9 protein-coding genes are annotated in these 12,925 nt (G+C 49.6%); 6 read left to right on the top strand and 3 right to left on the bottom strand.

Annotation, left to right across the window (positions count from 1 at the left end; translation table 11 throughout):
• The first annotated feature begins 61 nt into the window (after positions 1–61).
• On the top strand, positions 62–1,489 hold the full coding sequence (gene xylE / locus ATH33_RS12695; protein WP_037998304.1) for a D-xylose transporter XylE: 1,428 nt from the start codon (positions 62–64) through the stop codon (positions 1,487–1,489).
• Positions 1,490–1,581: 92 nt separating this feature from the next.
• Here xylE and ATH33_RS12690 read toward each other — a convergent pair whose 3' ends face one another.
• Entirely contained in the window at positions 1,582–3,054 is a 1,473-nt protein-coding gene (locus ATH33_RS12690; RefSeq protein ID WP_147437084.1) for a glycosyltransferase, read from the bottom strand.
• Positions 2,972–5,239 carry a polysaccharide deacetylase family protein gene (locus ATH33_RS12685; RefSeq protein WP_121874491.1) on the bottom strand — a complete coding sequence of 756 codons (2,268 nt, stop codon included), beginning with the start codon at positions 5,237–5,239 and terminating at the stop codon, positions 2,972–2,974. Before ATH33_RS12685 ends, ATH33_RS12690 begins: the two co-directional genes overlap by 83 nt.
• Before the next feature lie 455 nt (positions 5,240–5,694).
• Between ATH33_RS12685 and ATH33_RS12680 the strand changes: the two genes are divergently transcribed.
• A complete protein-coding gene (locus ATH33_RS12680) occupies positions 5,695–6,717 on the top strand; it encodes a murein hydrolase activator EnvC family protein (RefSeq protein WP_052186915.1) in 1,023 nt (340 codons plus the stop codon).
• A gap of 31 nt (positions 6,718–6,748) precedes the next feature.
• Here the strand turns inward: ATH33_RS12680 and ATH33_RS12675 are convergent, their stop codons facing one another.
• Positions 6,749–7,708: a phosphotransferase enzyme family protein gene (locus ATH33_RS12675; protein ID WP_121874490.1), complete on the bottom strand. Its 960-nt coding sequence runs from the start codon at positions 7,706–7,708 to the stop codon at positions 6,749–6,751.
• A gap of 225 nt (positions 7,709–7,933) precedes the next feature.
• Here ATH33_RS12675 and ATH33_RS12670 point away from each other — a divergent pair, with 225 nt between their 5' ends.
• From ATH33_RS12670 to ATH33_RS12655, 4 genes are all read left to right on the top strand, one after another.
• Positions 7,934–8,833: a cation diffusion facilitator family transporter gene (locus ATH33_RS12670; protein ID WP_052186774.1), complete on the top strand. Its 900-nt coding sequence runs from the start codon at positions 7,934–7,936 to the stop codon at positions 8,831–8,833.
• Positions 8,834–8,954: 121 nt separating this feature from the next.
• Positions 8,955–10,568, top strand: a complete 1,614-nt coding sequence (locus tag ATH33_RS12665; RefSeq protein WP_170151266.1) for a thiamine pyrophosphate-binding protein — start codon at positions 8,955–8,957, stop codon at positions 10,566–10,568.
• A gap of 181 nt (positions 10,569–10,749) precedes the next feature.
• On the top strand, positions 10,750–12,213 hold the full coding sequence (gene putP / locus ATH33_RS12660) for a sodium/proline symporter PutP (RefSeq protein WP_121874488.1): 1,464 nt from the start codon (positions 10,750–10,752) through the stop codon (positions 12,211–12,213).
• 325 nt (positions 12,214–12,538) lie between these two features.
• On the top strand, positions 12,539–12,925 hold a 387-nt coding region (locus tag ATH33_RS12655), incomplete at its 3' end, for a hypothetical protein (protein WP_211330151.1).

Raw genomic sequence — 12,925 nt, 5'->3', positions numbered from 1 at the left:
CTTGACAAAGAGAGGAGGCGGAGGGCCGGCCCCCGAAAAGGGGGCTTGTTCCTCAAAACGGATGAAGGATGGCACGCATCGCTTTTATATTTTATCGCTTACTTTGACCGCGGCATTGGGAGGACTTTTGTTCGGATATGACACGGCTGTCATCTCCGGGGCGGAGCAAGCCATTGAAGTATACCTGATCCAAAGTCTCGGGCTTGGTTCATTCGTCCACGGGTTAACCGTGTCATCCGCATTGATTGGTTGCATCCTTGGCGCCATGATTTCCGGATGGATTTCCAATTCCATCGGACGCAAAAATGCATTGTTGGTATCGGCTGTTTTATTTATCTTGTCGGCTTTGGGGTCCGCGTATCCGGAGTTCTTGTTTTTCCAAGCGGGGGAGCCCACGATGGGATTGCTGTGGATGTTTAACTTCTACCGGATTCTTGGCGGGGTCGGGGTTGGAATCGCATCTGCCGCTTCACCGACGTATATCGGGGAAATCGCCCCTGCATCCGTCCGGGGAAGGCTTGTTTCTTACTACCAATTTGCCATTATTTTCGGGCAATTGGTGGTATACATTGTGAACTGGATGATTGCCAGCGGCCATTCGATGGAGTGGATTGTCGACCGTGGCTGGAGGTACATGATGGCATCCGAACTGGTTCCGGCCACCCTGTTTTTGGTTTTATTGTTTTTTGTTCCGGAAACTCCGAGGTTCCTGGCTTCCAAAAGCCGCAGGGATCAGGCGTTTGGCATCTTAAAGAAAATCTATGGCTCCAAAGACCGGGCGCAGGGAATTTTGGCGGAAATCGAAGCGTCGTTGCGCCAAAAAGTGAAAGCCGGCCGCCTGTTTTCCTACGGGAAGCTTGTGATTGCCGTGGGGGTTTTGCTTTCGGTTTTCCAGCAATTCGTCGGAATCAATGTGGCGCTCTATTATGCCCCGCGCATTTTTGAAAGCATGGGTGCCGGCCAAAATGCCTCCATGGTCCAAACCGTGGTCATGGGGACTGTCAATGTCATTTTCACCATCGTGGCCATTCAAACGGTGGACAAATGGGGAAGAAAACCTTTGCTGATTACCGGTTCAATCGGAATGGCCGCAGGCATGTTCGGAATGGCGGCGTTTGCATCACTCCAATGGTTCGGCATCTGGGCATTGTTTTTCATGGTATTTTACACCGCGTCGTTTATGATGTCTTGGGGACCGGTTTGCTGGGTGATGTTGTCTGAAATTTTCCCAAACAAAATCCGGGGGCAGGCCATGGCGGTGGCCGTTGCCGCACAATGGCTGGCCAATTTCTTCATTTCTTCGACTTATCCGGCCATGATGGAATTCAGTGGTGCGTTCACTTATGGTTTTTACGGAACCATGAGCGTACTGTCCGCGCTGTTTATCTGGAAGATGGTTCCGGAAACCAAAGGAAAAACACTGGAGCAGATGGAAGCATTGTGGAAAAAAGAAAAGCAAAGTCCGGCAGGCAAAGCGGACACCGTTTAAAAACCTCCGTTTTCGGAGGTTTTTTTTGTGTTTGTTGAAATGAAACAAAAAACTCTCCTGATCCAAGTGGCCAGGAGAGTTTTTGATGCTCATTATCCGGTCCGTTTGACGGGCTCTTTCATTTCCAGCTGCACATTTCCGTTCCGGTTCAGTTTGTTCCAACCGACTGAGACGCCTTTTAATGCATAGTAGAACGAACGGAGGACGACGTAAGACATGAGTTGCCGGTAGACAAACCGCTGGATAAACAGCCATTTCAACGGTTTGGGGCTTTCCTTTTCCAATTGGAAGGCGAAATAAGCCGCCAAAAGGTCAAACAGCAGGAATCCGGCATAAAACATCATGGTGGTGACGGCGTGTTCCGTAAACAAACTCAACAGGCAGAGCAAGTCGACAAACAGCGAGAAAGTTTGCACCCCGTATTGAAAGATCCACATATTGGGGAGGGAAACAAATCCCAGTGCTTTTTGCTCTCTGGAGAAAAGAGCGCCCCGGTGTTTCCACAAACATTGCAACGTTCCGTAAATCCAGCGGGTCCGCTGTTTGATGAGGCTTTTTAAGTCTTCGGGCGCTTCGGTGTAAGCAAGCGCGCGCACTTCGAACTCCACTTTGTAGCCGTGGCGTAACAGGGTGATGGTGATGTCGGTGTCCTCCGCCAAGGTGTCATGCTGGAAATAACCGACTTCTTCGACGGCTTTTTTGCGCCAAGCACCGATGGCTCCCGGAACGACCGGGATGCAGTTCAAATCGTCAAAAGCCCTCCGTTCCAAGTTAAAGCCCGTGATATATTCCACATGTTGCCACAGCGTGATCAGGTTCCGGACGTTTCCCACTTTGACGTTCCCGGAAACTGCCGCCACCTTTTCATCCTGGAAGTGCCGGACCAAAAGCGGGATGGTGTCTTCCGTAATCAGGGTGTCGGCATCAATCGACACAATGATTTCCCCTTTGGCCAGACGGTATCCCCGGTTGATGGCCGTTGTTTTTCCGCTGTTGGGCTGGGTGATCACCCGGACTCTGGGATCATGGTAAAACTCCTGTTTGATCACCGCTTCGGTCCGGTCGGTGGATCCGTCATTGACGATGATCACTTCCAACTGGTCGTAACGGCTTTTCAATACTGAATGGATGGTTTTGTTAATCACTTTTTCCTCGTTGTAAGCGGCGATCACCACGCTGACCATCGGATGGAAATCGACGAGTTCCGCTCCCCGGTTCAGCCATTTGACCCGCCTTTTGAATTTGATCCGTTGCCGGAAGGAGAAATACATCAAAAAGGCGACCCGGACAAACCCGATGCCGATGCCCGCATAGATGAGAAAGGTGAAGCTGTGTTGAAACAATCCCCATACGGTATACACGGCTTTGACAAACGGCATGTAAATCTTTTCTTCCGGCTGGATGGAAGGCATGGCTTCCTCCCGCGTTTTTCCGGTCAACTCGCTGACGGTGACAAATTGATACCCTTCTTTTTTCAGGGTTTCAATCAAGCCGGGCAGTGCACGGACCGTTGCCGAGCGGTCCCCGCCGGCATCGTGCATGAGCGCGATATGTCCCAGATTCAACTGGGATAAAACGCGTTTTTGGATTTGTTCGCTGGGGGGGGTTTTGCCAGTCGAACGTTTCGATGTTTTTGCTGATCATCGTATATCCGTATCCGCTTCCCCGCACCATGGCCCGGATTTCATCCAAGGTTTGCGGTTCCGACTCCACTTGATAGGGAGGGCGGAACGTGGTCATGGTGTGGTCGGTAAAGGCTTGGAACAACCGTTGGGTTGCATGCAACTCCAGCTGCACGCGCAACGGATGGACTTGTCCCAAATGAGGGTGAAAGTACGTATGGTTGCCGACCTCGTGCCCTTCCTCATACAACCGTTCCACCAGATCCGGGTGTAACACGGCATTTCTGCCGGTAATGTAAAAAGAAGCTTTGACGTTGTGCTCTTTTAAAATGTCCAGGATTTTCCCGGTATAGGTGCCGTCGGGACCGTCATCAAACGTGAGTGCGATTTTCTTCCCGTCCACTGAGCCAAACCGCTGAATCAGAAGCGGGGAAGACGGGTGACGGTAGTCGACGGATTGGATCCATTTTTCGTTTTGCATGGTGATATCACGGGTTCCCTTTTTTTCGGTGTCCGCGACAGACAATATTTCCCCGTTGCCGATGTATTCAGGAATGGGGCTGGAGATTTGCTTGATGTCGGCCAAGGCATCGGGATCCCGGTTGATCAACGGCCAAATCGCTTGGTCTTCCGAACCCAGCCGCCAAAAGGCAATTCCCTCGGCGCCATATTGCCGGATCAGGCGCAATTGATTGTAAAAGGCCGGCGCATCCAAAAACCAGACAATGTGTTCTTCATTTCCTTTTTTGTAACGCAGGGTGGGATTGTTGCTTGCCCGGTCCCATTCAATATTTAAATTATGCTGTCGGGCCAGCAACATGACTTGGTCGAAAGTCAAGGATTCAGCTGGCGTTTGCTTTCCAACCGTCCAGTCGTATCCGTAAGTCCCCAGACTGATGATCCGTTTGGAAGGAGGAACCGGCAAATTCTCCAGGGATTGTTTCACCCAGTCAAAGGAGGCAACCGGCCCCGGAGACCCTTCTTTATGATGTTCTTCATGCAAAATGACATCCAGATAATCGGCATATTTGGACAGCGCGAGGAGATCATAAGCAGGATCGCGAATCGGGACGCTGTGGATCACCTTGAGCCCGTCCTGATGAAAGGCAAAAGACAGTTCTTTGATGAATTGGGTAAACCGCAGTTTGTCTTCAGCCCGGACCTTTTCAAAATAAATGTTGATCCCGGCATAACCGTGTTTTTTTACGTCCTGGCGCAGATTTTCTATCAATGCGGCGCGCTTTTGCGGCGAGGCCAGCAGGCGCCGGACCGCCGGTTCGTCCCACTCTTGACCGGAAAAATTATTCAGTCTTGGAATGATTTTGACATGATGTTTCTCAGCCAGCTTGTCCACATTCTCGTCCCGTTTGATGTCCAGCGTCAAATCGGGGGTGAGCGAATACCACTCCGGAATCAGCACGTCGATGTCTTTGATGTGCCCCAGTGTGTTCAAATCAAACCAGCCTTTGGAATCCCAAGGGACGTAATAGGCATAAGTTGTGAAATCTTTTGCTTCTTGTGTTCCGATTTCCCCGGGGAACACAGGCGATTCGCCGTCGGAAGACACGTCATTCCGTTCAGCCGGCTGAATGGAAGATTTCGCCCATGAGTTTGAATAGAGCGGAGGAACGACCGGATGATCATACAGGCTGATCCCGAATACGGCCAGGCTGACCAAGGAAAGAAGGCTTAAAATCAGGAAAGCCCGCTTTAAAAATCTCCACCTTCTGCCCCGGTCATGGAAGACAAACATTTTTTCTTCATTGGACAGCGTCCGGATATGTACGTCTTTGTAAAGAAAGAGAAAGATCCCGTGGCATACAAGCAAAAACAGGGCGCCGGTCAAGAGATAAAGAATGGTTTCATCCGCGGTGGGAAAAAACCGGTCCATCCCCATCCGGTACACCGCCACATGCAGAAGCGGATATAAAAGCGAAACACAAATTCCCACACAGACCGCCAACAGATTCAGACGAAAGACCAGGCTGAGGATGAGTCCGATGATCCATGCCGTGTGTCCGATCGGCAGGATCCCGAGCAATACACCGAGTGTTCCGCCGGCGGCTCTTTTCTGATACGAACCGACAAAAAACAAGGAAAAGATGATATTGGCAATTTTTCGTCTCATTTTGCAATACCTCTTCAGGTGTCTTTCATGAAGTTGGTAAAGAATGAATGGTTTTGCAGGTTTTCCGTTTTTTAAAAATAAAATTATATTTCATTTAGCAATCCTACGTTTATATTCGAATTAAAATATTGGATTAAGTGCAACTTTTCTCTTGTTCAAAGGATCGACACAATCGCCGGGAAATTCACCAGTGAGCTTGCTTTGAAGGAGGTCATGAACCGGAAGGGGCTTTGACAAAGATTGGATTAAAAGATATCCTTGATCTGTCAAAGAGTTAGAGTTTCTGGAAAGAGAATAAGATTCTGTCATGGATGGATCTGGTAAAAAATACTTGAAAAAGGACAGATTGGTATCACTAATCTGTTATAAATTTTGGTAATTGGTGTTTGGATTATTTTTGCTAAAATAGTAGAATAGTAAAAGCTTCAAAAACTGAGAATAAAGAGGAGAGACAGATGGTCAGGAAGCTGCTTTCCATTTTACTTACGGCCTGTATCCTGTCCGCATCCTTCATCACCGGTGCCCAACAGGTGAATGCGGAGTCCGGAAAAAAAGAACTGGAAGAAGTGCGTGACCAACAGAAGAAGTCGGAAAGCGAAATCGAAAAAATTCAGGACATGAAGGTAGAGACCCAGAAAGAATTGGCGAAAGTGGAACAAGAAATCACCCAATTGGACCAACAAATCGGTGAGATCAACAAGAAAATCGAAGCCAATCAAACGTACTTGGAAAAGCATGAAAAGTCGTTCGGGGAAAACTTGAGACGCATGTATCTACAGGGGGACGGGACGCATTTGGCTCACCTGTTCACTGTGGATTCGTTCTCCAGATTTTTGGAACGGTTTGAAGTGATGCGCATTCTCATGAAAGAACAGGCCAACGAACTCAATGTTTTTGTGAAGGCAAAAATGGATCTGGAAAAAAACAAAAAAGAGTTGGAAGAGAAAAAGAAAGCCCAATCTGAACTTTTGGAACAATCGGAAGCAAAAGTAAAAGAAATCGAGGCGCAACTTCAAAAACACCGGGAAGAATTGAACAAGCTGGAAGCCAAGGAAAAAGAGCTGATGCAAAAATACGCCGGTTCTGGCGGGGGAGGCGGAATCCTTGCCTTTCCAAGCACGCGCGGAACGGTTTATTGGAACTTCTCCCAAAACCGCGGGACACACATGCACGCGGGAATTGACATTCCCCGTCCGGTGGGGACACCGATTTACGCCGCAGAATCCGGCGTGGTTCAATCGATTAAATCGAACCCCGGTGGGTACGGAATTTACGTGATCATTAATCATGGCAACGGATTGAGCACCCTTTATGCCCATATGTACCGTTACCAAGTAAATGTCAGTGTCGGACAGCGCGTTTCCAGAGGGCAACAAATTGCCGCCGTCGGGAACAACGGGCGGTCGACCGGCCCGCACTTGCACTTTGAGGTACATAAAAACGGGACGCCTGTCAATCCGAGGAACTACATTCAATAAAAAAAAAGCCACCCGGCGAGGTGGCTTTTTTTTATTCCGTTCGGACCAAAAATTGCCGTTTTTCCAACCGGCTTTTCAAACGAAGGAGTTGTTCCTTTTGCCAGTGGTTCAATTTTTCGGTCGGAATCAAGGTGAGAAGGGAAATATACAAGAAAAACAGCCGGTATTCCAAGAAAAAGCTCACTTGTTCCTGCCAGCCGTCTTCCAGATGGTGTTCCAAAAAATATCCTTCCATCAATGAGTGGAGGAACGAATCTTTCAGTGTTTCATGATTTTTTTCGGGAAACCCTTCCAATGCGTGGAAAAGAAGGGTGGCAATCTCGTATGTAAAGAAATGGTGTTTTATGTGCTTGAAGTCAAACAAAATCACCTGATCATGCGGATCGACCAAAAAACCTCCGGGCTGAAAATCATTGTGGATCAAACCGTAAGATTGGCTGTTTTTGGGGAAGGAGCGGACCTTTTGCAAAAATAAACTGAAGCGGTCGGCGATCCAGCCGTCCACAAAAGAGAAGTCCCGGTAAAAGATCTCTCCTTCGTTCCATTCTTCATATGCCGGGATGGCGGCCCGTTGCGTAAACCGGGATGACAGCGAATGGATCTTTCCCATCGTTTGTCCGATCCGGCGCAGCAATCGGGGGTTCCATACATACGGATTGGATGCATGGATTTTTTCTCCTTTTTCCTTTTTATAAGATATGATGCAGCAGGGGATGGGCAATCGAATGATCGTTTCAACGGGCCGGCCGTTTTCCGACAAGACGGGTTCCGGCAGCCGGACGCCGTTGGACCGGAGATAAGAGATCCATTGCTGTTCCAGATTCAATTGGCCTTCGTCTTTTCGAGCAATTGGAATTAGTTTTAAGATGAACCGTTCCCCGTCCCGCTCATACTCATAGACATTTTCATGAAATCCACCCAGGAACCGGAGTGAATCTGCATTTCCCTGAAATTTGCGACATGCTTCTTGTACGATTTCTTTTTTCCACATACCAATAACCCACCTATCTCCATTCAGTCAATACTGTCTCCATCATACCATTTGTCAACGGGAAAGTTCTATCAAAGCCTGGTGACAATCGGGCAATTTGGACGCATCCAAAAAAGATGAGGGATGTCAGTTTTTCTTGCCAAGGCAAAAAACGTTGCTCTGGACGAAAAGCCGGTTTGCCTTTTATGATAAGAATGCTTTGGCAGGGAAAAGGAGTGGAGAAATTTGTTGAATTTATCCGGACCGGACCCAAGGAGTGCCCAAAAAGGGGCATGGCTCAGCATGGCCACCTACTTGGTTTTGTCTCTTTTGAAATGTTGGACGGGGTTACATATCCAATCGGAAGCGATGTTTGCGGACGGATTGAACAATGTTTCCGATTTGTTGCTTTCCTTTGCCATCCTGATCGGATTAAAAGTTTCACAGCAACCGGCAGACCATAACCATCCGTTTGGCCATCGCAAGGCGGAAACCATTGCCACCCTGGTGGCGGCTTCGTTCATGGTGTTGGTGGCGGTGGAAATTTGGGTGCGTGCGCTTCAGGCCCTGTGGCGTCCGCCACAAAATGAGGCGCATCCGTGGGCCTTTGCCGTGTCGATCGGTTCGGCGCTGATCATGTTCGGCGTGTCGTATGTCAATTTTTCGTTGAGCAAAAAAACCGGCAGCCAAGCCTTGGAAGCCGCCGCCTGTGACAACCGGTCCGATGGATTGGTCAGTCTCGGGACAGCGGTGGGCATGGCGGGAGCTTATTGGGGCTGGCATTGGATGGACCCGCTTCTGGCGGTGGTGGTCGGAGGTATGATTTTTAAAACCGGTTGGGAGATCGGCCGCCCGGCCGTTGACGAACTGATGGACGGATTTGATCAAGAGAAGCTGGAGAAAATCGAACAACAGGTGCTAAAGATCAGCGGAATTGACCAGGTCCGGGAACTCCGGGCACGCTATCACGGTCCGTATGTTTTCGTGGAAATCACGATCGCAGTGAATCCTTTTTTGTCAGTGGAAGAAAGCCATGAGATCACGGAAAAGGTGGAAAAACAGTTAATCGGCTTTGACAACATCCGCCATGTGCATGTTCATGTGGAACCGGCCGGCGAGTTGAAAAAATGTATCCGATCGCTCTGACAACCCCCATGATCCAACGCAAGGTGACCAACCGGTCATCTTTTTTTGTTGCAGGCTTTCGGGATAAAGGGTTCTGAAAATGGAAATAAATGGGGTTAAAAAGTGTTGAAGGATGATCGGGATGGAAGACAGAACCGTTGCCAAACATTTGTTGGATCAGTTGACAGAATGGGGATGCGAGCGCATCTACGGGGTGATCGGCGATGCAAATTTGGAGTTGTTGGATGAACTGGCCAAACAAGACCGGATCCGTTATATCGCTTGTCGCCATGAGACGGCCGCCGCTTTGATGGCTTCCGCCGAAGCGAAACTGACCGGAAAGCTGGCGGTGTGCATGGCCACCAGCGGCCCGGGGATCGCATTGCTCATAAACGGGTTGGCCGATGCTTATTTTGACCGTGCACCGGTATTGGCGGTGACCGGCCAAGTGGCGACGAAAAACATGGGCACGGGAAGCCATCAGGAAATCGACCAACAACGTTTGGTTCAACCCGTTGTGCAATATTCGGCAACGACGGTGAACCCTGAAGCTTTTCCCACCCAACTCAATCTGGCGGCAAAAACTGCATTGGCCAGAGGCACCGTGGCGCATTTGAGCATTCCCAAAGATCTGTGGAAACAAACCGTCCGGTCCCGCCTGTTTCCATTGCCACCTCCGGATCCGTCAGTGATTGCTTACCAGGAGGAGTACCAAACGGTGCTGAAGCTCTTGGAGCAGGCCGGGCGGCCTGTATTGCTTGCAGGCAGGGGAATCCGAAATGTGCGGGAGGAAGTGGTCCGGTTGGCGGAAAAATTGACGGCTCCCATCATTACCACTATGCCGGCCAAATCCTGCGTCCCCAATGATCATCCTTTGTTTGTCGGCGGTTTGGGGCAAGGCGGATCGGAAGCTTCCACCCAACTTTTGCATGAGGCGGATTTGTGCCTCATTCTGGGAGCGACGTGGTGGCCGGAGGATTACGTGCCCCAGGATCTTCCCGTGATCCAAGTGGACAGTGTTTCGGAAAACATCGGGCGGACCCATGTCCCGAAAGCTGCACTGGTTGAGAACCTCGGCTCGCTTCTCCCGGAACTGGTGAACGATGTCTCCACGAATTCCAATCCGGAGTGGGAGCAAACGATTCAGGAGAAAAAAGCGGCGTGGGATCTGAAAGTGGCCGGCGAAATCCAACAAATTCAATCGCCGTTGGCCCCGCAGCGCGTTCTTTACGCCATCAATCAACAGGTGGATCCAGATGCCGTGATTTCCGTGGATACGGGGGATCACACCCTATGGTTTGAACGGGTTTTTCATTTTGCGGAACAAGAGATTTTGCTGTCCGGCAAGTGGAGAACGTTGGGATTTGCTTTGCCGGCGGCCATTGCCGCCAAATTATGCGCCCCCGGCCGGCAATCGGTCGCCATTGCCGGGGACGGCGGAATCTTGCAAACCATTGCCGAGTTGAACACGGCGGTGAACCAGCAGTTGGCGCTGACCGTCTTTGTGCTGAAAAATCAGGCATATGCCATGGAGCGAAACAAAATGCTCGCCGAAGGGCTGGAAACGCTCGGCGCCGAACTTGCCCATATCGACTTGTCCACGGTTGCCGTCGGACTGGGGGCAAAGGCTTACCGGGTGGAGACCGAAGCGGAGTTGGAACCGGTCATTCAACAGGCTCTCTCCGAACCTTGTGTCACCTTGGTGGAAATCGTATGCGAAGCCAAAACGGTGCCACATACCAAAATCGGGAAATAGGATGGAACAAATTGGGGCGAAATGCACAAATGTTGACGAAATGTCACAAATATGACATACTGTTGCATTAAAGAAAAGTATTTATATGTGAAATTGCTTTGGCGGTACCGCTGAACCTTTTTCTTCGGACTTTTCTTTGAGATTGAAAACGCTCACAAATCTAATTCCAGGGGGAGCTTGGATGAATGCAGGTGTCATTGTCTCATTAAGCATTTATATGATTGGCATGTTGGTAATTGGTTATTTTGCTTACCGCCGGACACAAGATTTGTCGGACTACATGTTGGGCGGGAGAAACCTGGGGCCGGCGGTCACCGCGTTGAGTGCCGGGGCATCGGACATGAGCGGATGGTTGTTGATGGGATTGCCGGGCGCCATGTACGCCGCCGGGCTGAGCAGCGGCTGGATTGTGGTCGGACTGACGTTGGGGGCATATCTGAACTGGCTTTATGTGGCACCCCGTCTTCGGACTTATACGGAAATTGCAAATAATTCCATCACGATTCCGGACTATTTCGAAAACCGCTTTCAGGATTCCTCGCGGGTTCTCAGAATCGTCTCTGCGCTGGTAATTTTTATCTTTTTTACCTTTTATACCTCGTCGGGCATGGTTTCCGGCGGCGAATTGTTCAAAACCGCATTTGGCATGGATTATGCGTGGGGCGTCTGGTTAACCGCCAGCGTCGTCATTTTGTACACCTTGTTTGGGGGATTCCTGGCGGTCAGCTGGACGGACTTTGTGCAAGGAACCATTATGTTTATCGCCCTCATTCTGGTGCCGCTGGTGACCCTGTTTGAAATCGGGGGATGGGGAACCACCGTTTCGGAAATCAAATCCATTGATCCGGCGTTGCTGGATGCGTTCAGAGGAACGAGCGTCATTGGCATTTTGTCTTTCCTGGCCTGGGGATTGGGTTATTTTGGACAACCCCACATCATCGTCCGCTTTATGGCCATCACTTCGGTCAAGGAAATGAAAAGTGCCCGCCGGATCGGAATGGGTTGGATGATTTTCTCCATCGTCGGAGCGATGTTTACCGGATTACTCGGGATCGCTTACTTTCATCAAAACGCACAAAATCTGGCCAATCCGGAAACCGTGTTTATCGTTTTGTCGGACGTATTGTTCCATCCCCTGATTTTCGGTTTCATGCTGGCGGCCATTTTGGCGGCAGTGATGAGCACCATTTCTTCGCAATTGCTGGTGACCGCCAGTGCGTTGACCGAAGACTTTTATAAAGCGTTTATGCGCCGTTCGGCATCGGATAAAGAACTGGTGCTGGTGGGACGGATTTCCCTGTTGATTGTCGCCTTGATCGCTTTGTATCTGTCCTTGAATCCGAACGAAACCATTTTGAATCTGGTCGGATATGCCTGGGCCGGATTCGGTTCAGCGTTTGGCCCCGTGGTATTGTTGAGCTTGTATTGGAAACGGATGAACAAGTGGGGGGCCTTGGCCGGAATGATCACCGGGGCGGTTACGGTCATCATTTGGGAACAAATTGAAGCTTTTGCAGAAGTTTACGAAATGATTCCCGGATTTATCGCTTGTACCATTGCCATCATCGTGGTCAGTCTGCTCACCGCCAAACCTTCCGCGAAAGTCTTGGAAGAATTTGATCAAGCCGTCAAACAATCCGGATGACGTCCGTATCCCAAAAAGCCGTTCTCATGTTGAGGCGGCTTTTTTGCTTTTTTAGAATCGCATTGGCCATTCATTCCCTTCCCGTCGGGAATATGCTGGACATACGTCTCGATCCCTAACTTCCGGGTTTTGGATTGCCTGGCTCTTGAAGAGATATACCCTCCACTTGAAATCTTCTGTCATTCCTTCTGATCAATTTGCAATATTTTAAAAAAAATGACAACCCCTTGAAGACCGAATATATTCGGTATCCTTCTAATGTTACATAAAAATTGAAGGGAACCAAAGATCAACAACGAAAAGGTTTCACGGGAGGTTTGACAGCGTGAACAGGTTTTTGCGCTCGTTTTTTGTCCTTCTGATTCTGTTGGCCGGGTCATTCGCATTGGTTGGCGGCACGGGTTATGCCGAACCCGGGGGATTTGATGTTCCCAAGGTGAATGAAGATTTTGATCAGTTTGAACACACTCCCGCGCCGCAAAAGCAACAACCGATCCATAACACAGAAGTGCAGGCTGAAGAAAAAGGATTCTGGGACAAGACGACCGAATTTTTCAAAGACGGCTGGGAGTGGGTCAGCGAGAAAGGTTCAGAGTTCATCCATTGGACCAAGGAAAAAGTAGCGGATTTCTTGGAAGCATTTGAGAAAATCTTGTCCTTGTTAACGTCGGTTGTGATTGTGGTCGGCAGCTTCTTTAAAGGATTGGGTAAA

Origin of the sequence: Thermoactinomyces vulgaris (assembly GCF_003688725.1) — a bacterium.
GTDB classification, from domain to species: Bacteria; Bacillota; Bacilli; order Thermoactinomycetales; family Thermoactinomycetaceae; genus Thermoactinomyces; species Thermoactinomyces vulgaris.
This window is presented reverse-complemented; position numbering and strand designations above follow the sequence as displayed.

Excerpts from the sequence above, each read along its gene's own strand:
- xylE (WP_037998304.1), top strand. The coding sequence starts at position 62 with ATGAAGGATGGCACGCATCGCTTTTATATTTTATCGCTTACTTTGACC.
- ATH33_RS12685 (WP_121874491.1), bottom strand. The coding sequence starts at position 5,239 with ATGAGACGAAAAATTGCCAATATCATCTTTTCCTTGTTTTTTGTCGGT.
- ATH33_RS12680 (WP_052186915.1), top strand. The coding sequence starts at position 5,695 with ATGGTCAGGAAGCTGCTTTCCATTTTACTTACGGCCTGTATCCTGTCC.
- ATH33_RS12675 (WP_121874490.1), bottom strand. The coding sequence starts at position 7,708 with ATGTGGAAAAAAGAAATCGTACAAGAAGCATGTCGCAAATTTCAGGGA.
- ATH33_RS12665 (WP_170151266.1), top strand. The coding sequence starts at position 8,955 with ATGGAAGACAGAACCGTTGCCAAACATTTGTTGGATCAGTTGACAGAA.
- putP (WP_121874488.1), top strand. The coding sequence starts at position 10,750 with ATGAATGCAGGTGTCATTGTCTCATTAAGCATTTATATGATTGGCATG.